This window comes from Gleimia coleocanis DSM 15436, assembly GCF_000159015.1.
GTDB classification, from domain to species: domain Bacteria; phylum Actinomycetota; class Actinomycetes; order Actinomycetales; family Actinomycetaceae; genus Gleimia; species Gleimia coleocanis.
This window is the reverse complement of record NZ_DS999543.1, coordinates 181,014-202,690: the sequence shown is the minus strand read 5'-3', so window position 1 is coordinate 202,690 and position 21,677 is coordinate 181,014. Positions and strand designations below refer to the sequence as shown.

Here is a 21,677-nt window from a genome sequence, read left to right as displayed (position 1 = left end):
GGTTTAGTTGTTTGTAACGCCCTCGGAAGCCGAACGGTCGTATTTGCGGGCTGCCAGCAGGGCGAGAACTAGCATCCCTACCAAGCACACTCCCATGATTGCACCCAGAATATAAACAGTTGGAAGCAAAGCGTAAGGTGAGAAATACAGCCATGAGAGCGGTGCAACCGTGTAAACCACTGCGAATCCGAGTAGCCAGCTTTGCGTACCGGTCACAATAAACATATTGGAAATCGGTGACGTCATCAGCGTCATAAACAGCCACGGAATCAACGCCTGTACGAAATAACCGGCTTCAGTTAAGTGTTGCCCAAATAGCAATGGCACCAGCCAAGGAGCCAGAATATAAAGTAGCGTAAAGGGAAGAATCCCGACTAAGAATGCTCCCCGAATGGCTTTGCTGATTTCTTTCAGCATCTGTCCTGCCGGGACCTGCGAAAGTTTTTGGAAGAAAACCTGCGAAATAGCGCCAGTAAATAAGCCTACTGGAACCATCACCACAGCTTCAGCGATCTTATACTCCCCTAACGATCCTAGTGAGACGGCACCAATTAAAGCTGGGATACCTAGGTTACGTAAGGCATCTACAAAAGCATTCGGCCCATTTAAGACCGGCATTTTCCAATGTTTTTTAGCTAGCTCCAACATCCCCATAGAGTTTGAGGTATCAATAGTACGTAAATCTTTCGCGCGGATTCCTAAGTTAAAGAAAGCAAAAGCCTGCCCCAGGGTCTGTCCACCCCAAAGTCCAAGTAAGTTGGTGATCCCTGCAAATCCAAATGCTACTTGTCCGCCGCTGGCACCAATCTGTTGCTGTACTCGGTTCATGGCAATCGTCTTGTAGTCGCTCTTACGGTTGTACCAAAACTGCAATAGTGCAGCTCCTGATAAGAAGAGTACTGTGACCCCAACTAGTGGTAAAGCACTGGCTACCGCTTCAGAATAGTAGTACCGAGCTACACCTTTTAGTGCTAACCCAAGGAGAGTCGCTGAAACTGATACGCAAAGAATCAGACGAAATGCTAGACAAAAAGTATTCTTCGCGTTTCCGTCCTCTGCCTCTAGAATCACAGCTAAGTCGTATCGTCCTGCTGCGATTAACGCTAGGGCCGCTACTATCGAGTTGTAGACTCCCAGTTCTCCCAATGTTTCACGGGTAAATAAACGTGTAATCACCATTGTCATTAAGAAAACCACTATCTGCGCTCCGGCGGTACCGGAAACCAGAGTGAGAATATGTTTTAAAAATGGTGAGGACTGGTTTAGTCCCTGTAGCTTTTCACGTAAGTTAAGTTTCATATGCAGGTCAGCCTTTATTTCAGCGGTTCTCGCCACTGAGACGGTAAGCTGAGAACTTCTCTGACCATGTTGGCAGACGATCGATTCGTTTCTTCGTAACCCTGTATAGGATTAGCTTTCCGTCGTGAGTAATACCAACCATCCATTGCTGTTGTTTTCTACCGTGCAAAGTAGTTAAACGGTTATACATTTTCCAACCGTGGCCAATTTGATACCGGTTAAGGATAAAACGATCGGTATCCATCGGATAAGTCCACAGTTTCCCAGCATAATCCAGTGCCAGAATATCGGTCTTTCCGTTTAGGTCATAGTCGATAATCATTGGAAATTCAATAATGTTCCAACCGTGCCCTATTCGTTTAGGGTTAGAGACATACTTCATTCCGTTGTTGTCCCAACGGGTAAAATCGCCGTTTGGAGCGATCGTAAAGAGCAGTGGTTTAGCATTTTTATCACGTTTTAGATAACCCTTGTAGTTTCCAAAACCATGCCCGATTTGGGCTACCCTGTTGAAAATACCATTTTCATTAGTGAAGTAGACTCTTAGTTCACCTGTCTTAAAGATTGCGATTACATCCAGGTAACCGTCTTGATCCCAATCAGTGGTATCAAACCAAGATACTCCTAGCCAGCCGTGACCTTTTTTAACTGGATTTCCAAAAGGCATGGAAACGCCTCCGAAGTTTAATAGTTCTCCGGCTTGAGAAATAGTGAATAAGTCTCCCAGTACGGGCAGAGTTTTTTCATTGCGGTAGGTGTACTTCACTACTGGTTCAGCTGGTTTTACCGGCGGTTGTGCCCCTGATCCTGCGGGGAGCCATTTAGTGTCTTTTACACGGAAATTTGGTTTACCCTTAATCAAATCAGTTACTTGTTGTCGTAGCTCCCCAAAGTGCGGGTAGAACGCGTCTCCTGGGCAGGCAGTGTAGTTCCACGCCCGGTGTCCATCAAGCACCTTTCCGGTAACTTCAGAGTGCCCTGGTTTTAAATTTGAGCGTTTTTCCGTGTGATCCGCATTCGGGTCAAGTTTCGCAGCTTTAAGTTTCCAAGCGGCAAGTTTCGCTACTGAGTCTAGAGCTGCGTCAGTCGGCAATTCTTTTTGGAAGTTACCGATCATTGAGATCCCAATGGTACCGGTATTAAACCCGAAAGCGTGTCCACCTTCGTTTACCTTGTTTATATCACCATCACGCCCCTGATAGATTTTGCCGTACTTATCAACTAAGAAGTGATATCCAATATCACCCCAGTTGAGGGTTTTAGCATGGTAATAGTAGATTCCTGCAACAATTCCCGGAGCTTGTTCTGGAGCGTAATCGTTTGAAGATGCGGTGTGGTGAACTACTACGGCTTTTAGAGGCGCATATTTGTTCTCCCAGTCCAAGTACTTGGGATTGGCTTTCCACTGTGCTCGGGTAATAATTTCCGGGCGTTCTCCCAGCACATATGGGAATTCTTGAGTTTTAGGTTTTTCTGTCTGAGTATGTGAAATCCCAGTAGCTTCACCTTCAGTTAAGAAGGGTTCTACTACGCTAAGTTCTAGGCCGTCTATTGGTTGCCCGTCCGAGGTTTCAACAATAACTTCTAAAGCCTCAATATCAGTGAAAATGAGTGCCTCAGTACCGATACGTTGTGAGCTTCCTTCGTCTTCAGAAAAGACTGGTTCAGGTTCAGTTGCTTCCCAGGCCTGCCATTCTCCTTGTTTCTGCACACGATAGGTAATGTCGGTTTCGGCTGGGGAGTTAGTAGTTTCCCAGGTAATCCCAGCTACGGCTACTGAAGACTCTACGGGTACTACGGCAGCTTGCACTGCTTTTAGTTTAGGCTGGTCTTCTGCTGGTGTTTCCTCTTGCGTAGTTGTTTCAGTTTCATTTGAGATTGTGCTTACCATATTATCGGCAGAAGCTGGTTCAGTTTCCGGAGCGAGGGGATTTTCGTCTGTAGTCCCGGCTTCTGCATAGTCAGTGGGGACAGTGATGGTGTGCAACGACTGTACTAATACCGCTGGATTTTCTGCGATTTCGGGAATATCTGCAACGGTTTGGACGGGTGGCAATACAGCTGGATTTTCAGTGTCTAAAAAGCTGTGTTCTGTTGTCTTTTGGTAGCTTCCGGTAGAGATCAGCATCCCGGTAGTTGCTATAGCAGTTACTGTGGCCAGGGCGATTCCCTGTATGATTTTGGTGATTCGTTGCTTATCCGTCTGCATTTTTAGTCCAGTTGGTTTCGTTTTATGTGGCGTTAATTTTCCGAGGGCGAGCTGTGATAGCTCGCCCTCGAGAAAAGCAGGTTAAGTTAATCAGAACTTAACGGACTGTCCGGTCTTTGCCGATTCCAGCATGCCTTCAATCACGTGCATGGTTTGCAGGCCCTCACGCATGGAAACGTGTTCGGAACCTACACCCAAAATCGCGTCACGGAAGTGTTCGTGTTCTACGCGCAGTGGTTCACGCTTAACCAACGCAAAACGCTTTACTTCACCTTCAGAAACACCGCGGAAAGCAGCAATCTGATCCCATTCCACTGGGAAGGTGCCGTTTGCGTAGAAAGTCAGGTCGCTCATTGCAGTGTCGGCTACCAGTGCGCCACGTTCACCGGTTACTACAGTCATGCGTTCCTTGAAAGGAGTTAGCCAGTTAACCAGGTGGTTTACCAGAACACCGTTCTTGAAACGACCGGAAGCGGTCACCATGTCTTCAAATTCACGACCAGATCGGAAAGTGGTCTGTGCGTAAATGGAGTCGTATTCAGAGCCAGCTACCCAAGCTGCCAAATCGACATCGTGGGTTGCTAAGTCCTTTACTACGCCAACATCGGAAATGCGTGCTGGGAATGGAGACTGTCGGCGAGTTACTACCTGGTAGACTTCACCGAGGAAACCTTCAGCAATCAGGCGACGCATTTCCAGCAGAGCTGGGTTACAGCGTTCTACATAGCCAACTGCGCCGATTACGCCGGCGGCTTCGAAAGCTTCAACCATCGCAGTACCCTGTTCCAAAGTAGCTGCCAAAGGCTTTTCTACCATGGTGTGTACGCCTGCTTCTGCGAGCTTCAGAGCGGCATCTACGTGATAGACAGTTGGCACTGCAACTACTGCAGCATCAATGCCAGCAGCAATCATAGATTCTACGTCTGGGAGAACTTCCAGATCACCAGCTACACCGAATTTATCGCCACCTGGGTCAGCTACAGCTACAAGTTCCAGACCTTCAGTTTCACGCACGTTACGAACGTGGTGACGGCCCATAGAACCAATGCCCAGAACGCCAACGCGCAAGTCAGCCATCAGGCACCTGCCTTAGCACATGCGTTAACTGCTTCAACTACGCGTTCCAGGTCAGCCTGGGACAGCGCTGGGTGAACTGGTAGGGAAACTACCTGCTTAGCAGCAACTTCGGTTACTGGCAGGTCCAAGCCTGGTGCAAAGTGTTCCAGGGATGGCAGACGGTGGTTTGGAATTGGGTAGTAAACGCCGGAACCAACCTGGTATTCGTCGTGCAGAGCCTTCATGAAGCGATCACGGTCAGTATCTACAACACGAATGGTGTACTGGTGGTAGACGTGGGTTGCACCTTCAGCTACTGGTGGAACGATTACGCCTTCTAGATTTTCATCCAGGAACTTTGCGTTTGCCTGACGGGTTTCAGTCCATGCACCGACCTTGGTCAACTGTACGCGACCAATAGCTGCGTGGATGTCAGTCATACGGTTGTTCAAGCCAACTACTTCGTTCTGGTAGCGGATTTCCATACCCTGGTTGCGGTACAGCTGGCAATTACGTGCCACAATTGCGTCACCGGTGGTGATCATACCGCCTTCGCCAGCGGTCATGTTCTTAGTTGGGTAGAAGGAGAAAGCTGCGAAAGTACCGAAGGTACCAACCATTTCACCGTTAAGTGAGGCACCATGTGCCTGTGCAGCGTCTTCGAACAGCATCAGTCCGTGACGGTCTGCGATTTCACGCAGTGCAGTCATATTTGCTGGGTGACCGTACAGGTGTACTGGCATAATTGCCTTGGTCTTTGGGGTGATTGCTGCTTCTACGGATTCTGGATCCAGGCAGAAGTGGTCAAGTTCAATGTCAGCGAAAACTGGGGTTGCACCGGATAGACCTACGGAGTTACCAGTTGCTGCGAAGGTGAAGGATGGAACGATGACTTCGTCACCGGCACCGATGCCGGATGCCAGCAGACCAATGTGCAGTGCGGAGGTACCGGAGTTTACTGCGATAGAGTGGGTGCCAGGAGCCATCTGAGCGGAGAATTCTTCTTCGAAGGCCTTTACCTGTGGGCCCTGTGCAACCATGCCGGAGCGCAGGACTGCAGTTACTGCTTCAACTTCTTCTTCGCCGATGAGTGGCTTTGCTGCAGGAATAAATTCACGGGTCATTACTGTTCAACCTCTTTCAGTTCGGTTTCACTGATTTGTTCGTAGATTCGACCGCTAACTGGGCAAGCGAATCGGTTTTCAGAGCCTTCTACAGCTTCTAGTTTCACACCTGAGTGCCCTACCCAGCCGATACGACGCGCGGGAACTCCCGCAACCAGCGCAAAATCTGGCACATCTTTAGTTACGACTGCACCTGCGGCCACAGTCGCCCAGGCGCCAATGATTACTGGTGCCACGCAAACCGAACGAGCACCGATAGCCGCGCCTTTTCGAATGGTTACGCCAACTGGCTGCCAGTCGTGTGCGGATTTCAGGGTACCGTCAGCATTAATAGCGCGTGGATAGTGGTCGTTAGTGAGCACCACTGCTGGACCAATGAAAACGCCGTCTTCGAGCACTGCTGGTTCATAGACGAGGGCGTAGTTCTGGACTTTACAGTTATCCCCCATCTTTACGCCGGTGCCGATGTAAGCTCCGCGGCCCACAATACAGTTTTCACCCAGTTCGGCTTCTTCGCGTACCTGAGCCAGGTGCCAAACGGAACTACCTTCACCGATTTTTACATTAGGCGAAACATCAGCGCTGTCAACAATACGAGGCATTTGCTCTCCTTTAGCTTTCGCTTTCAATTACCCCTAGTTTACTCTCTGGAATCGGCGCATATATACAAGGCGCGACTCCGTGATATAAACCTCAAACAAAACTCTAACCCACGAGAACTATTCAAACCTGGGACTTTTCAGCGAAAATAATAATTATGGAGAAATGCGCAAACTCTGAAATGACTGAATTAGCAGCTAAAACTTGGCTAGTTATTCCGTTATACAACGAAGGAAAAGTCGTTTACGACGTGCTGAAAGAAGTCCGTAAGACTTTCCCTAATATTATTTGTGTTGATGACGGTTCCGCAGATAACTCTGGTCAGGAAGCGCTGAAAGCCGGAGCTTACCTAGCTACCCACCCTATTAATTTGGGTCAGGGAGCTGCTTTACAGACCGGCATTTCCTACGTGTTACAGCAGACTGACGCTAAATATCTGATTACTTTTGACTCTGATGGTCAACACCGGGTTGAGGACGCGTTGGCTATGATTGCTGCTGCTGAAGCTGATGATTTAGGCTTCATTTTAGGTTCTCGTTTCTTAGAAGGAAAAGCTGAGACTGGCGCCCTCAAGAAATTTATTTTGCAAACCGTTGCAACCATTACCCGCTTGCGCACGGGTCACCAATTAACCGACGCCCACAATGGTCTGCGTCTGTTGCGTCGCGATGCTGCAGAAAAAATCGAAATTCGCCAAAACCGGATGGCACATGCCTCTGAACTCGTTAATCAGCTTCTAAAAACCGGTTTGAAGTGGAAAGAAATCCCCGTCCACATTATTTACACAGACTACTCTCGTTCCAAGGGACAATCTCTCTGGAATTCCGTAAACATCCTAACTGAGCTAATCATGAAGTGAGGATCGAATAATGTTTTTACTTTTTACTGGTTCTCAGTGGCTAATTAAAACTCTGCTAGTCCTCTCCCTGGCACTACTGGCTTATGGCATTATTCGCCCAGTTAAGTCTGCCTCCCACTTAGCAATACGACGCTTAGGAATGCTCTTCTTCATCGGTGTTGCTGCTGTAACCGCTGTCTTCCCGCAGATCGTTACCTACGTAGCCCAATACCTGGGTATCGGACGTGGTGCTGACCTGCTGCTCTACGGGTTGACTATTGCTTTCTTCTCTAGCCTGGCTACCGCATACAGGAAAGACTCAGCTACGGAGCGTAAGCTAACTAAACTAGCACGTACAATCGCCCTCAGCGACGTACAGCATAAGACGGAAGACTAAGTTAAAAATTTTCTAAAGAGCGTGAGATGAAAGAGAAGACTCCTACAACTCAGCCGCGATGGCTAGACCGGTATCATGGTCGTTTCACCGGCCGGAAACTTCCTAAGCGTTTACGTATTGAGCTCTTCCCCCGCATCCGCCATGCCGAAAAACTCCCCGGGACTAAACGACTCCGCCGTTACCTGGCGTCCGGTTTAGTAGGTGCCCTATTTTACGGTGGTACGGCAGCAGGTCTTTTCCTCCACGATTTAAACAACCAGTTCAGCCAAAGTACTGTCTCAATCGATGACTTTGTAAAGAAAAAAGTTGAACCCGTTGATGATTACACTGGGCGTGCTTTAAATATCATGTTGTTAGGCATTGACTCTCGTCACGGCGAAATTAATGATCTCTTCGGCGAACCAGAGGGCCTGCTGAATGACACAAATATGTTGTTGCATATCTCTGCAGACCGTAAGCATATTCAAGTCATCTCAATTCCGCGTGACAGCCTAGTCAATATTCCATCCTGCAAGCTCAAAGACGGCAGCCTCACCGAGCCACAGTACGGTCAGTTCAACTGGGCTTTAAGCATCGGAGCCGAAGGCGATCCTGAAAACCTGGCTCCCGGTATCGCCTGTGTGCAGGCAACAATGGAAGAACTCACCGGCCTCACCATTGACGAATTTGCGATGGTAGACTTCAGCGGTTTTAAATCCATCATCGATTCCTTAGGTGGAGTCGAAATGTGTTTCGAAACTGACCTGTATGACCCTAAATCTGCTCTGGATATCCCGGCAGGTTGCCATACTCTCAACGGTTATCAAGCAATTGCCTTCGCACGTACCCGTTCTCTACCTGATGATCCATCTGGCGATATTGGTCGTGTAGGACGCCAACAACAGTTAATTGGACGAATCCTGGATACTGTAAAGAGTAAGAATATTCTGGCAGATTTCCCGAAGCTCTATTCTTTTTCTAAAGAAACCTTGAAGGCATTGAGAGTTTCCCCATCTCTGTCTTCTATTTCTACTTCAACTGGTTTGGCATACTCTCTCAGCTCTATTCCAAACTCGGGGATTCAGTTTGCAACCATGCCATGGGGACAATCCCCAGTTGACCCAAACCGCGTAGTCCCCACCGAACAAGCTGACTTAGTTTGGGAAGCACTGCGAGAAGACAAACCATTCCCTCCAGGCACGGAAGTTCGTGACCTCGCCGGACAGGTTTTCACCATTCCAGATCCAGATAACCCTAATCCAGAAGACAGCAACGAAGGAGAACACACTCCGGGTGATCCGGCCCAGACTGAAACTGGTGGTGAAGGACAGTGACTAACCTTCCCCCAAGTATTCCACCGCAGAATCCACGGCGACGTCCTACGGTTAATGGACGTTCTGAAAATTTACCTTCCGCCGATGCAAAGAGTTCTTCACAGCGTCCTCGGGAACTGCGTCCACGCCCAGAAATCAAACGCGACCCAACCCGCAAACGTGTTTCCCACCAGCCCGCTGAAAACCAACGCACTCAGCATCCAACTGAGCGGACAACTCCCCCACCTTCATTCCAGCCAACCCATTCCCGTACCCGACGCAACACCGAGGCTGAACACCGTCCCGTAGTAGAACGCCGTAGCCTCACTTCCTCAACACCAGTTGCGCAGAGTTCAACTGCTGTGCGTCGCACAGGAGCGCGCCCCGCGCAGCAAACCAAATCAGCAGGCGCTCCCCGTCGTCAGCCCCCAGCATTTATTCCCCGAGGGCGCGAAAGCGTTAATCCACCAGCTAAACCAGCAGTTACAGTTGGAAACACCCACCCACCAGCTCGAAAGAAACCCGGCAAGTTAAAGAAAGTCTTCCTTGGTTCAACTGTGGTGGTACTTGCCATGTTCCTAGGTCTAAGTGCTTGGATCTACTCACTGTGGAACCTAGCTGATGATTCTTTAAAACACACCGCCGCGTTATCAGGAGCTGCAAATACTCCCGGAACTACCTACCTGCTAGCAGGTTCAGACTCGCGCGAAGACTCTTTCTTCCAAGATGAAACTGAGGGCCGTCGCTCAGACACCATTATGCTGGTTCATAAGGCCGATAACGGGCAGGTAGCCATGGTTTCCCTCCCTCGTGACACCTTCGTGAATATTCCTGGCTACGGGGAAGAAAAACTCAACGCAGCCTACTCATTAGGCGGGCCAGAACTCTTGGTTTCCACCGTTGAAGAACTAACTGGTCTCACCATCGACAACTACGTAGAAGTCGGCATGGACGGTGTTACTAAAGTCGTTGATTCTGTAGGTGGCGTACCGCTCTGCCTGGACTACGATGTATCTGACCCCTACTCAACACTAGAATGGACTGCCGGTTGCCACACAGTAGACGGCAAAACCGCGCTGGCTTTCGCACGTATGCGCTACGCTGACCCAGAAGGCGATATTGGGCGAGCTAAACGACAACGTCAGGTAGTTGCAAATGTGGCGGATAAGGTTATCTCTAAAGAGACTTTCACTTCCCCATCACAACTACGCAAAGTCGTTTCAGTTGGTTCCAGTGCACTAACCGTCGATAACGACACCAGTGCCTTAGACGTGGCCTACCTGGGAATGTATTTCCGTGAGGCTTCCAACTCAGGTTTAACCGGAGTACCGCCGATTGCCAGCCTAGACTACTCAACTTATGCGGGTTCAGCAGTCCTACTCGACCCAGAAGCGGCTCCTGAGTTCTTCCGTAAACTAGCTGCCGGAACCCTCACCAAAACTGATTTCTGGCAAGGACAGTAATAAAGTGTGGTGTGCAGTCAAATGACTGCACACCACACTTTATTACCCTAAAACTCAGAGTTCAATACGGCGAGGACCAGCCTGCCAAGCACTCCAAGCAGAATCAACGATTTCGGCTACCCCGAACTTAGCTTCCCAACCCAGATCTTCCTGGATACGAGTAGCATCACCAATCAGCTGTGGCGGGTCTCCTGCACGACGGTCTTCCTCATCGGCTACGAAATCAACACCAGATGACTTACGCACTGCGTCAACGATTTCCTTCACCGAAGTTCCCTTACCGGTACCAACGTTGTACTGGTGATACTTCATTTCTTCACCGGAAGCCAACTTATCCAAAGCGGCAATATGGGCTACTGCCAAGTCGTGTACGTGAATGTAGTCACGGATACAAGTACCATCAGGAGTTGGGTAATCCGTACCGAAAATCTTTGGATTCTCACCTTTTGCCAAGCGGTCAAAAATCATTGGAATCAAGTTCAAAGTTGCAGGGTCACCCAAGTCATCCCATCCGGAACCAGCAACATTGAAGTAACGCAAACCTACCCAGCGTAATCCCCAAGCGCGTTCGCAGTCAGCCATCATCCATTCACCGATAAGCTTGGTTTCACCGTATGGGTTAATTGGGTGCTTCTCAATATCTTCAGAAACTACTTCAACCGGTGGCATACCGTAAACAGCTGCAGAGGAAGAGAAAATCATCTGGTTTACGCCCGCAATTTCCATGGCCAGCATAACGTTAGCCAAGCCACCGATATTCTGCTGGTAGTACCAAGCTGGCTTCATCACGGATTCGCCAACCTGCTTACGAGCAGCGAAGTGAATTACCGCAGTAACTCCATGCTCACGCATCGCATTAGCGAGGATTTCAACAGAGTCAGTCTGTGCTACGTCACAAACCAGCAGTGGGGATTCCCCAATACGGTCGCTGGTACCGTATGAAAGGTCGTCTACAACTAGGACTTCGTCGTTGCGTTCCTGTAGTAAACGTACAACGTGGGCGCCAATGTAACCAGCGCCGCCAATAACCATAATGCTCATGGTTTTAGCCTACCGCTATCTGCTTAGTCTTCCAACTACTTTCAGAAACAAAATCTGAAAAACTTCAGATGTTAATTCAAGTTTTCCTTGAGACGCTCGCCTTTTTCCTGGGCGATACGCTTCAGGTCAGCTTGAAATTCCAACATTTGCTTTCGAATACGTTCTGCTTCAACGCCCTCGGAAGCCCCCAAAATACGCGCTGCCAACAAGCCCGCATTGCGCGCTCCACCAATAGAAACCGTAGCCACCGGAACACCAGCTGGCATCTGCACAATAGAAAGCAAAGAATCCATACCATCTAAGTATTTAAGTGGGACAGGTACACCGATCACTGGTAGCGGAGTAACCGCTGCCAGCATACCTGGCAGATGCGCTGCTCCACCAGCACCGGCGACAATCACACCAATACCCTTTTCATGCGCAGTCTTGCCATAAGCAATCATCTCTTCAGGCATGCGGTGTGCAGAAACAACCCCCACCACGTACTCAATACCGAACTCGTCCAAGGCTTCCCCAACTTCATGCATTACGCGCCAGTCAGAGTCAGAGCCCATAACGATACCGACTTTAGCCATTTCCAGTTCCTCATACTTTCAGCCGAAAAGAATCTCTGCCGCCCGCGCGGCCTTACGCTGTGCTTCTGCAACCGTCGCCGCACCGACGTTAATATGGCCGAGTTTACGACCAGGGCGTACATCTTTGCCGTAAATATGTACTTTAGCTTCGGGGATTTCCTGCAGTACTTGTGGCAAGGCTTCATCAGCCTCTCGATAGTTAGTACCCAGTAGGTTCTGCATTACCCAAACTCCCGGCCGAAGTTTCGTCTCTCCCAATGGCAAACCTAAAACGGCACGCAAATGCTGCTCAAACTGGCTGGTTTCACAGCCATCTTGGGTCCAGTGACCACTATTATGAGGGCGCATTGCAAGCTCGTTCACATAGAGCTTTCCATCAGCCGTTTCAAAAAGCTCTACCGCTAAAACCCCAGTAACGTCAAGTTTCTCAGCAATAGTCTGCGCAATCCAAGCTGCCTGAGACTCTGTATCTACGCCAGATGCAAGTTGCGGAGCAGGAGCAATCACCTGCCAGCAAACCCCGTCCTTTTGGATACTAGCTACCAGTGGCCAGGCTTTGAACTCTCCCGTTGCAGAACGTGCTACCAGCTGAGAAAGTTCCCGTACGAAAGGAACCTTCTCTTCTAAAATCAGTGCAGAATCCGCCAGCCAGTCGCTTACTTCCGCAGCTGTGTGAGTTACTTTCACGCCTTTACCGTCATAGCCACCACGCGGAGTTTTCACAATAATTGGCCAGCCGACTGCGTTACCGAAAGCCTCAACTTCAGCTTCCATAGTAGCTTTTGTCCAACGTGGTACCGGCACCCCGATTTCTTCTAACTTGGCACGCATTTCCAGCTTGTCCTGGGCGTAAAGCAGGGCCTGTGGCTTTGGGTACACTGGCAGAGTCTGTTCCATCTCAGCCAGTACCTCTGCGGGGATATGCTCATGTTCAAAGGTAAGTACGTCGGCACCTTCAACCAGGTATTTCACAGCATCTAAGTCACCGGGGCGTGCTACGAAAGACGCGGGAATAGCTTTAGAAGCAGAGGTTAAAGGCCCTTCTACCAGGGCTTTCAAAGTGATGTTTAAGTTGGTGGCAGGTGGAGCCATCATGCGGGCTAGCTGTCCCCCACCAATTACTGCTACTACACGGCTCATAGTTCCACTTTAACCAGTAGCGTACCCATTTTGGTACGGTAGCCAGGTTGTGGAATGGTTAGAAGCGACGGCGACGACGGCTTACTGAGACCACTGCGCCCTTGGGAATCACTAAGTCTGGATCCAAACTGGTTGGTAGCGCAGCTAAAGAAACAGTGAACTCAGCTGGGCGAGCCTGGGTAAGTTCAATACGCCCTCCGATTGCCTGCACCAGGTCTTTTGCTAGTGGCAGACCAATCCCAGAGGATCCATGTCCAGAAACCCCTTTTTCGAAAATTCGATTCTCAATCTCAGCAGGTACCCCAATACCCTCGTCAATCACTACAAGCACGACGCCTCGGCTGGAAGTGCCTCGACGACAAGCGACAGTGGTAGTTCCCGCCCCGTAGCGAAGTGAGTTTTCAATCAAGGTCGCTAAAACCTGCGCCAAAATCGAACGGTCTGCCAATACCGGTTGAGCTGCTTCGTCAATGAATTTGAGTTCGCGTTTTTGTTTCCGGAAGCTCTCTTCCCATTCCTCACGCTGCTGGTTAAAGATTTCCAAAATATGCAGGGCTTCAGCGTTCGCAGCCTGGCCTTTAGAAGTATTCAGTAAATCTTGAATAACCTGTGTAAGCCTTTCAACCTGCTCTAAGCAAATACGGGCTTCATCTTGCACTTCAGGTTCTTTTGAGAAAAGTTCGATTTCTTCCAAACGCATAGAAAGTGCAGTTAGTGGAGTGCGCAACTGGTGGGAAGCGTTGGCAGCAAATTGGCGTTCAGCAGCCAGACGTCCAGCCATGCGTTCACCGGTGCGTACCAGCTCTTCTTGCACAAGGTCAATTTCTTCAATACCACAAGGGCGCACAGTTGCCCGCACCTGCACTGAGCCAAGCTGTTCAGCTTGCGCTGCCAAATAGATAAGCGGAGCTGAGATCCGTCGAGAACCCTTCATAGCTAGCCACACACCAACCAGCAGGGACAGTAGAATACCAATAAACATCGCGCCGATTAAAGCCCCCACGCGCATGATTGCTTTCCAAGCAGAGGCCTCAGCAATCACAACTGTGCCGGAAGGACCGATAGAAATAGAACTCAGTTGCGGGTCGCTAACCGGAGCCCCAACCGTCAGCACCTGGGTGCCTGGCGCACGCACAGTTAAACGCTGTACTTCAAAGTTCAAATGCTCCGGTTGCAACCATCCTAAAAGAGTTTCCGTATTGATGGGCTCACCAGTGTCAATACGGCGTTCTACCGTAGTGGAAATCGTTGCCGCATAATTTTCTAAAGCAAGCTGTTCTGATTTCCATACAAGTATCCCCCCGAGAATAATCGAGGGGATGCCGAGGATTAGCACCGAGATTGTAACCGCGGTGATAATCATTTTGATTACGCGCTGGCGCAACTATTAAGCCCGTTCTTTTTCAAAGCGGAAGCCCATACCGCGCACAGTGGTGATGTAGTGAGGATGAGCTGCATCGTCACCGAGCTTACGACGAAGCCAAGAAACATGCATATCCAAAGTCTTAGTGGAACCAGTTGGGTCAGAACCCCAAACCTCACGCATCAGTAAGTCACGTTCAACTACGTTTCCAGCCTCACGCACCAAGACACGCAGCAAATCAAACTCTTTAGCAGTAAGCTGCAACTCGCGTTCATTCACGAAAGCACGGTGTGCAGTAACAGAAACACGCACATCCTGTGCTACCAGATCTTCTTCTGGTTCTTCACTACCGATACGACGAAGCAACGCCCGGACGCGTGCTAACAATTCAGCCAAACGGAATGGTTTAGTGACGTAGTCATCCGCCCCCGCGTCCAGACCAACTACCATGTCAATCTCATCTGCTCTCGCAGTAAGGATCAAGATTGGAGTAGTCTTACCGAGTTTACGAACGTGACGGGCAACGTCAAGCCCATCCATATCTGGCAAACCTAAATCAAGAATGAACAGGTCAGCTGCTTCAACTTCAGTTAAGGCAGCTGCCCCAGTGTCATGCGAACGAACGTCATAACCTTCGCGAGAGAGTGCGCGGGCAAGAGGCTCGGCAATCGCTGAATCATCTTCAACTAAAATTACGGTAGTCACGTATCTAGGATACGCCAAAACAAAAACTTTACTTACTATTTACACAATAAAGTTAGACGTTTTACATAACTAACGCTTATACACGCGGAACGGCATTACCTTACCAACCCCACGTAAATCAGCTTCCTTCACCGGCTCAGCAACATAAGACACACCACCCTCGCCAGAAATAATCCGGCTCGCCGTCTCCGAATCCGTCAAAATCTGCCCCACCGGAGCCACATCCGTAAGCCGCGAAGCCAAATTCACCGTCGGACCAAAAACGTCGCCAGAACGCGAAAAAACCGCCCCCTGCACCACAGACGCCCGCACCGGCAACAAATTCTTATCCGAAGTCAACTTCTCAATCAACTCCGTAACCACCCGCAAGCCCGTTGGTAAATCATCCGCAATATAAAACACCGCGTCACCAATCATCTTCACCACACGGCCACCCGCAGAAGGAATCGCCTCCCGGCAAATATTCTCAAACCGGTTAATCAAATCAATCAAATCAATCTCAGTTAAATGCGTAGAACTGGAAGTATAAGAAACCATATCCACAAAACCAAAAGTACGCATCAACGGGAACTTACCAGTCGCCCCCACCTGACCCCGATGTGAAACTTCCATATCAATCCGCGAAATCAACGCCTCCAACTGGCGCTTCCACGTATAAATCATCTCTGACTCAAGGAAAGGCAAAAAATCACGGAAACGATCCAAAGTAGTAATCCGCGCCGTAGTGTCATCCAAATTAAACCGACGAGACACATCATCAACCAGCGCCTCCGTCTGCCACAACACCAACCGGTCCGCAATATGCGACTGCGCCCGCACAAAAGAAAGCCCCGTATTTAAATCGATCTTCCCGGAATCAATCAACGAAGACCAAGTCTGATAAGCCTCTAAATCCATCTCCGTAAAAGTCGGCACATCCTCAGCCACCGGAGTAAAACCCATCGCCACCCAATAAGAATTAACTCGCTCAATAGGAGTTCCCGTGCGATACGCCAAATCAGCAATAGTTAACGAAGGTTCCCCGCCCAACAGGGTTTTACGGTAAGCCGCTACCGTAGAGTTCACATTACTTTCCGATTCAATCACAAATCTAATTTAGGCTTTTTATGACCTAGATTCCACTCAATTAGTAAGTTAGGTCATAGTTAAGTAAGGCATCTGTTGATTTTCAGCAGAATTCCCGGTAAACTAGCTTAACTGCCTGTTTTGAGGCAGTACTGAAAACTAAATAGGGGATGATCGGTTTCGACAGCGATTTACGATCGTGGAGAAGCGTGCCGAGGATGTTTACTGATCTCGTAAACCAAGTATTCAAAAATTAGGTGCCGAACAGAATCGCACCGACCTCGTTCTTGCAGCCTGATTGCGCAAGACGGTCCGTCAGACCAAGTGATGCTCTTAGCTTGGACCCTGGCGCAACCTTAAGAGCCACTGGATTTCCGGTTTGTTAGTGGCCGGCATTCGACACTTTAGCTAACTGAGCCTACTGACATTGGGTCTGCGCATAGTCAGGGGCTGAGAAATACTCCGCAGACTGCGCACGGAGAAGCCCTCGGGGTTGGTCGTTGGACGCGGGTTCAATTCCCGCCATCTCCACAATCTACCCACTCACGTTGAAACATTTTCACGTGAGTGGGATTTTATATTTTATTGGAGGAGCTTTTGCCTAAGCGCGTAAAAGTACCGTATTTCAAGGGGAGTGGGTAGGAGACAAGTATCCGAGTATCCTCCTAACACTCATTCGCACTAAGTTACACTGCCTCATAGTTATGAATTAGTTTAGAAATATTAAGGGAGTCGCAGGATACGTACTGGATCCTGCCGGGAAGCCCAGACTGCCCCTGGTAAAGAAGCTAGCACCATTGTTAACAAGACTAAGTACACCAAAGCCAAAGTAAAGCTCACAGGTGGAACCTGCCCCCAGTAACTAGTAAGAATATATCCACCTAATACACCTATGAAAATACCTAGAATCGTAGGAGCAACCACCCTGCCAATCGTATAGAACACTATTACTTGGCGGGTTGCCCCCAATGCCAACCGCCTCCCCAAATCAGCACGCTTCGCCAAGGCATCTGCAAATACGATTAGCGCAGAAATCAATGCTCCGAACGCTAATACGCTATAAAGCACACTCGCGTTGTATTGACGTATATCTTCAGCAATGCTCTGGGTAAGTTCGGCTAAAGTTACTGGAGGTTGAATGTTGATATTCTCAGGAGCATGTACCCCCAGGGTAAGGCGAATCAAATTAATTACTTCCGGGTTCTCTCTAAAATCCGTAGTGATTACCCTCGCAACCTGCATAGCTTCATTCTCTGGTGTTTTAATAACTACCTCAGCTATTACTTCTTCATCGGCTTTAGGTCGATAAACCCCAACAAGTGGAGCTTCTGTTTTATCAAGAGGAATTAACACAGCTCCGGTGGCTGCGTCTAAGTGCAAGTCTGCTAACCCTTCTTTGGTAATGAGAGCTTCTCCAACACGTGGCCAGCGTCCACTAATAAGCTCAAATTCTTCAGCAAAATCTGCATTTACTCTGACCGTAGTAGTGGTTTCTCCATCTATACCGATCGACAGATTGACTCCATCTTTTAAAATTCCCGTGCCATAGACTCGCTGTACATTCGAAAAGCTACTAATTGCTTCTATGACTTGCGGAGCTAGGTACTGAAATTGTTGCTTGTCTGTTACCAAAATCGTGCGGGCGGCACTTGCTTGTAAACGCTGTTCGATAGTTGCATTCGCCGCGGCAGCCCGCCCCACGGTGATAAGTGATGCGATTGTTACAAGTAAAGTAATACCCAGAATGAGTATTGACGAGGTGCGCATTACCAGAGTGCTGATTGCAATCTCTCGCAGAAGTTCTTTAGGTTTCATTGTTCTTCTGCCCTTAGCTCAAGCACATAGTCAGCACTTCGTACGACTCTTTCGTCGTGGGTGATAACTATAACAGTGCGCCCAGTGGAAGCTTGATTTTTAAGAAGCTCCATAATCAACTGCGTATTTTCTGTATCGAGGTTCCCGGTAGGTTCATCTGCCAAGATTACTTGCGGGTCATTTATTAAAGCTCTTGCGACTGCAACACGCTGAGCTTGTCCTCCAGAAATCTCATTTGGACGGTGAGTGTATCTGTAGTCAACTTTTGTAAGCTCCAATAGCTCTAGCGCTTTTGATTTAGCCTCGACGCGACTTTTCCCTCCGTAAAGTGCTGGTTCGATCACGGAATCAAGAATAGTTCGATAGGGATTCAACACAGCATCTTGGAATACGAAACCCAGTTTAGCAGCACGGATTTCTGCTTTCTGATTAGGGCTCTGTGCAGATACTCTGACCCCATCAAGCAACACTTCACCTTTAGTTGGTTTTAGCATTAACCCAAGAATATAAAGGAGTGTAGATTTGCCGCATCCTGAAGGACCTGTAATGGCTGTGACTGCTCCAAGTGCAAAAGTATGGCTTAGTCCATTAAAAAAAGTTTGTCCTTGCGGGGTGTAGCGGAAATGTAAATCATTTACTGCCAACACCATTTTCGTTGCCTTTTTCTAGCGTAAGTTTCAAAACTGTGCCTACTGGAATCCCTTTAACCGCAGCTAAGCCTTGGTTAGTGCCAAGAATTTCAACGGGGTGTTTTTGTTGGTTGTTATCAATTACGTACGTTTCATTTTGTGCATTGGTACGAATCGTAGCAAGAGGAATGATAATTCCTTCAACAGGCGCGCTGGGACTAACTTTAGCTAAGTAATTTTGCTTACTAACGACTGGAAGCTGGTGACATTTTGGGTCACAAAGCTCTTTTCCATTTGCTTGCGCAACCAGAATTTTAGTTGTCGTTGCATTTGTATCAGGCTCGTTTTGTGTAACCACTCCGCTTAGCACGTTACCGTTGACTGAGACTGTCACATTCGCCCCGATGGGAGCAAATTCAAGTTGTTCTTTCGCTAAGCTCAAGTAATACTGTCGATTTCCTGCAGGCACCCGTAGTAAATCTTCTCCACCGGCAAGCTGTTTTCCTTTACTAAGACTGTCAGTATGTTCAACTGTAGTTGGCAAAACTGGAAAAGCTACCAGCATTCCTAATGGAACGCTCTCTAAGTTTTCTCCTTGATTAGCTTTTTGCAAGACGCGCCAGGCGAATAGAGTCTGATTATCGAACCTACCGGTTGGCTCTGCTTTATAGTATCCAGTGGCTTTCAACATTTTCTGAAAAGCTGTCACGTCCATCCCACTTATGCCAGGCAAAAGCTCTCTCCAAAATGGCACCTCACTTTGTACACCATAGACGGGCTGGTTATTGACCCGATATACAACGCTACCCGGTTTTACCTGGGTGTCTCCTACTTCAGTAACGATTCCTGGTGTCAGGTTTGATCCTACCGAGGTAAGTGGGGTTTCAATCGTCATCCCGAATGTGTATTCGCGTTGCAACATTCCTGACTTAGCTTCTACTGTGGTTGCTTCAGTTGAAGACGTATCAGCTTCATTCACAAGCTGCGTTTGTTTTGCAGCCCAAAAACCCAATGCGAAAGTTACTGCTATTGCCAGGACACTTGCAATGATTTTCGTAACTAGACCTAGTTTCGCAAGCATATAGACCTACTATTTTTCGTTTATCCCAGAAAATTCTAAGATTTCGCAAGCGTTGATTTCATCTGATAATTGCTCACCAATATTTGAATAGTCACGCACATCATAAAATTGTTTGGTTGCAAAATAATAGTCTGTGTAAGTTTTCTTTGAAGGAAAGTTCTTAACTGCAAAACCGGCTTCTTGGAGGCAGGGAATAACCTTATTTGTAACGTTTTCCCACTGCTGTTCAACGGCCGTTTCATCTGGGAATTCAAGACTGCCATCAAAATAGGCAACCTCACATTCAAACCCGGCAAATTGGTAAGCTAACGCATCGGTTGAAGTATTAAACTCAGCTACGATTGAACCATCTTCAATAAAAGTATTCGTCCATCCCTTAGCATGTAAACACTCGAGTCGCTTTCTCAGTTTTTCTTCGGGTCTATTCTTAGAAATATCTTCAACGAATTGGATTGTTGGACGAGCCGGTGGAGTCGCCCCCTCAGCTTCAAACTCACTAACCAACTGTTCCCACGAGGCGTCTTCAATTTCTTTCATCGTCAAAGGCGGAAAGCTGCGTTTTCCGTCCGCGTCAACGATTACCTCGGGCAAATCAGAAAGAGTTTCTTGCTGCGCTTTATCTACCCTTTCGATACTAGAACCTTTATCGGTAACCGCGTCAGACGCGCTATTATTTTCAAAGGCGCAACCAGTAATCAGCACAGACACTACAAGTACTGAAAATATGAGATTCCTGTTCATTGTTTCCTCGCTAAGTCGCACTTCAGACATGGATAACGAAGAGTCCCTGATGTCCGCAGAATAATATCAATATGCGCAAAGGAATAGTTAGTAGAAAACTTATGCATTGCTACATTACTTATTGAAACAAATTGAATCGACCCGTTTGATTTCCAATAGTTATAAATATGCGTATAAAAGATGCTTAGTTTAGGAAAAGTTGTGATTCGTTTTTTCACCAATTTATAAGAGAATGTCTGGATTGCTGTCTGCCTAACTTTAGCGATGCCAAAAGGGAACGTTGATGCTAGGGCGCCAAACACGGCTTGAAACATTTTCTTCCGCATAGCATCCTCCTATTAATCCCGAACAGCCTTCTTTGCCCGTTGAATCTCAATATAATCTGCCATTCCCCAAATGACAATATTTAATTTGTTAATTCTTACTTCTACGCTCTAATACGCAGTTTGTGATGCTTTTTCCGGTTGTTATCTTCTCGTGGCTTTCAGAAGCGTATTTTAGTTAGATCTTCGGCGCATCATTACGATAACAAGTTATAGACCACAACATCACGCAAAACCCACCCCCACGGTCGCGTAGGATGGTTGTACCTTTAACAGATGCGTTCAGCCATCGTCTTGGCACTTCACTGAAATACCAGGACATTTTTAAATACACACTACTAAAACTCTAAGGGGGGTTAGTACTTTTCCTGTACGAACCCCCCTTAGAGTTTTAACTACCGCTTACCTTTAGCGAAGCGATGTATCTCGCGGCGAGCTTCCAGGTTATCCTGGCGCTCACGCAGGGCATGGCGTTTATCGAACTCCTGCTTACCGCGAGCCAAACCAAGCTCAACCTTCGCGCGACCGCCAAAAAAGTATAGTTCCAAAGGCACAATCGTGTACCCTTTCGCTTGCACTTTCTGCCCCCACTTGGTGAGTTCACTGCGATGCATCAACAGTTTGCGTTTACGAGTCGGCGCATGGTTAGTCCAGGTTCCCTGAGCATATTCTGGAATATTAGCCTGACGCAGCCACGCCTCTCCCCCATCGATTTCCACCCAGGCTTCAGCTAAAGATGCGCGACCGGCACGCAGAGCTTTCACTTCCGTACCAGTCAGAACTAAACCAGCTTCTAAACGGTCTTCAATAAAATAATCATGCGTAGCGCGTTTATTACGCGCAATTACTTTCTTTGCATCCGAAGCTGCCTTCGCCTTCTGCGCCTGCGTCAGCTTCGGTTCTTTCCATGCTTTCGGCATG

At 48.3% G+C, this 21,677-nt stretch carries 20 protein-coding genes and 1 other RNA gene; 5 read left to right on the top strand and 16 right to left on the bottom strand.

The window, feature by feature from the left end; all coding sequences use genetic code 11:
- Positions 1-3: 3 nt before the first annotated feature.
- The 5 genes from HMPREF0044_RS02735 to HMPREF0044_RS02715 all read right to left on the bottom strand — a co-directional run bounded on the left by HMPREF0044_RS02735 (position 4) and on the right by HMPREF0044_RS02715 (position 6,290).
- On the bottom strand, positions 4-1,299 hold the full coding sequence (locus tag HMPREF0044_RS02735; RefSeq protein WP_040312854.1) for a lipopolysaccharide biosynthesis protein: 1,296 nt from the start codon (positions 1,297-1,299) through the stop codon (positions 4-6).
- Positions 1,300-1,318: 19 nt separating this feature from the next.
- Positions 1,319-3,508, bottom strand: coding sequence for a peptidoglycan recognition protein family protein (locus HMPREF0044_RS07825; RefSeq protein WP_006546576.1), 2,190 nt, complete (start codon positions 3,506-3,508; stop codon positions 1,319-1,321).
- Between the two features lie 90 nt (positions 3,509-3,598).
- Positions 3,599-4,585 (bottom strand): Gfo/Idh/MocA family protein, encoded by a 987-nt coding sequence (locus tag HMPREF0044_RS02725; protein WP_006546575.1) that lies wholly within the window; start codon positions 4,583-4,585, stop codon positions 3,599-3,601.
- Positions 4,585-5,688, bottom strand: coding sequence for a DegT/DnrJ/EryC1/StrS family aminotransferase (locus HMPREF0044_RS02720; protein ID WP_006546574.1), 1,104 nt, complete (start codon positions 5,686-5,688; stop codon positions 4,585-4,587). The genes HMPREF0044_RS02725 and HMPREF0044_RS02720 overlap by 1 nt, the downstream gene beginning before the upstream one ends.
- Positions 5,688-6,290 carry an acyltransferase gene (locus tag HMPREF0044_RS02715; protein WP_040312750.1) on the bottom strand — a complete coding sequence of 201 codons (603 nt, stop codon included), beginning with the start codon at positions 6,288-6,290 and terminating at the stop codon, positions 5,688-5,690. The genes HMPREF0044_RS02720 and HMPREF0044_RS02715 overlap by 1 nt, the downstream gene beginning before the upstream one ends.
- A gap of 155 nt (positions 6,291-6,445) precedes the next feature.
- Between HMPREF0044_RS02715 and HMPREF0044_RS02710 the strand changes: the two genes are divergently transcribed.
- The 4 genes from HMPREF0044_RS02710 to HMPREF0044_RS08275 are packed head-to-tail and all read left to right on the top strand — an operon-like array spanning position 6,446 to position 10,278.
- The gene (locus HMPREF0044_RS02710; RefSeq protein ID WP_006546572.1) at positions 6,446-7,147 is read left to right on the top strand and encodes a glycosyltransferase family 2 protein; all 702 of its coding nucleotides are present in this window, start codon (positions 6,446-6,448) and stop codon (positions 7,145-7,147) included.
- A gap of 10 nt (positions 7,148-7,157) precedes the next feature.
- The gene (locus tag HMPREF0044_RS02705) at positions 7,158-7,523 is read left to right on the top strand and encodes a DUF2304 domain-containing protein (protein WP_006546571.1); all 366 of its coding nucleotides are present in this window, start codon (positions 7,158-7,160) and stop codon (positions 7,521-7,523) included.
- A gap of 26 nt (positions 7,524-7,549) precedes the next feature.
- Entirely contained in the window at positions 7,550-8,836 is a 1,287-nt protein-coding gene (locus tag HMPREF0044_RS02700) for an LCP family protein (protein WP_006546570.1), read from the top strand.
- Positions 8,833-10,278, top strand: a complete 1,446-nt coding sequence (locus HMPREF0044_RS08275) for an LCP family protein (protein ID WP_006546569.1) — start codon at positions 8,833-8,835, stop codon at positions 10,276-10,278. Before HMPREF0044_RS02700 ends, HMPREF0044_RS08275 begins: the two co-directional genes overlap by 4 nt.
- 54 nt (positions 10,279-10,332) lie before the next feature.
- Here HMPREF0044_RS08275 and galE read toward each other — a convergent pair whose 3' ends face one another.
- The 6 genes from galE to HMPREF0044_RS02665 all read right to left on the bottom strand — a co-directional run bounded on the left by galE (position 10,333) and on the right by HMPREF0044_RS02665 (position 16,188).
- The gene (galE, locus tag HMPREF0044_RS02690) at positions 10,333-11,319 is read right to left on the bottom strand and encodes a UDP-glucose 4-epimerase GalE (protein ID WP_006546568.1); all 987 of its coding nucleotides are present in this window, start codon (positions 11,317-11,319) and stop codon (positions 10,333-10,335) included.
- Positions 11,320-11,390: 71 nt separating this feature from the next.
- Complete coding sequence (purE, locus tag HMPREF0044_RS02685) at positions 11,391-11,894, bottom strand: 5-(carboxyamino)imidazole ribonucleotide mutase (RefSeq protein WP_006546567.1); 504 nt, start codon at positions 11,892-11,894, stop codon at positions 11,391-11,393.
- Positions 11,895-11,912: 18 nt separating this feature from the next.
- Positions 11,913-13,034 carry a 5-(carboxyamino)imidazole ribonucleotide synthase gene (locus HMPREF0044_RS02680; protein ID WP_006546566.1) on the bottom strand — a complete coding sequence of 374 codons (1,122 nt, stop codon included), beginning with the start codon at positions 13,032-13,034 and terminating at the stop codon, positions 11,913-11,915.
- A gap of 58 nt (positions 13,035-13,092) precedes the next feature.
- Positions 13,093-14,397: an ATP-binding protein gene (locus HMPREF0044_RS02675; RefSeq protein WP_006546565.1), complete on the bottom strand. Its 1,305-nt coding sequence runs from the start codon at positions 14,395-14,397 to the stop codon at positions 13,093-13,095.
- A 24-nt stretch (positions 14,398-14,421) separates the two neighbouring features.
- Positions 14,422-15,102: a response regulator transcription factor gene (locus HMPREF0044_RS02670; protein ID WP_006546564.1), complete on the bottom strand. Its 681-nt coding sequence runs from the start codon at positions 15,100-15,102 to the stop codon at positions 14,422-14,424.
- A 69-nt stretch (positions 15,103-15,171) separates the two neighbouring features.
- Positions 15,172-16,188 carry an adenylate/guanylate cyclase domain-containing protein gene (locus tag HMPREF0044_RS02665; protein WP_006546563.1) on the bottom strand — a complete coding sequence of 339 codons (1,017 nt, stop codon included), beginning with the start codon at positions 16,186-16,188 and terminating at the stop codon, positions 15,172-15,174.
- Between the two features lie 145 nt (positions 16,189-16,333).
- On the opposite strand from HMPREF0044_RS02665, the gene ssrA reads away from it, so the two are divergent.
- Positions 16,334-16,701: a transfer-messenger RNA gene (ssrA, locus tag HMPREF0044_RS08060) on the top strand.
- A 189-nt stretch (positions 16,702-16,890) separates the two neighbouring features.
- On the opposite strand, the gene HMPREF0044_RS02660 is transcribed toward ssrA, so the two are convergent.
- From HMPREF0044_RS02660 to smpB, 5 genes are all read right to left on the bottom strand, one after another.
- Positions 16,891-17,982, bottom strand: a complete 1,092-nt coding sequence (locus HMPREF0044_RS02660) for an ABC transporter permease (RefSeq protein ID WP_006546562.1) — start codon at positions 17,980-17,982, stop codon at positions 16,891-16,893.
- A complete protein-coding gene (locus HMPREF0044_RS02655; RefSeq protein ID WP_006546561.1) occupies positions 17,979-18,632 on the bottom strand; it encodes an ABC transporter ATP-binding protein in 654 nt (217 codons plus the stop codon). Before HMPREF0044_RS02655 ends, HMPREF0044_RS02660 begins: the two co-directional genes overlap by 4 nt.
- Positions 18,613-19,692 (bottom strand): peptidoglycan-binding domain-containing protein, encoded by a 1,080-nt coding sequence (locus tag HMPREF0044_RS02650; RefSeq protein WP_006546560.1) that lies wholly within the window; start codon positions 19,690-19,692, stop codon positions 18,613-18,615. The genes HMPREF0044_RS02655 and HMPREF0044_RS02650 overlap by 20 nt, the downstream gene beginning before the upstream one ends.
- A 9-nt stretch (positions 19,693-19,701) precedes the next feature.
- Positions 19,702-20,400 (bottom strand): hypothetical protein, encoded by a 699-nt coding sequence (locus HMPREF0044_RS02645; RefSeq protein WP_141553818.1) that lies wholly within the window; start codon positions 20,398-20,400, stop codon positions 19,702-19,704.
- A gap of 751 nt (positions 20,401-21,151) precedes the next feature.
- A complete protein-coding gene (gene smpB, locus HMPREF0044_RS02635) occupies positions 21,152-21,676 on the bottom strand; it encodes an SsrA-binding protein SmpB (protein ID WP_006546557.1) in 525 nt (174 codons plus the stop codon).
- Between the last annotated feature and the right edge of the window lies 1 nt (position 21,677).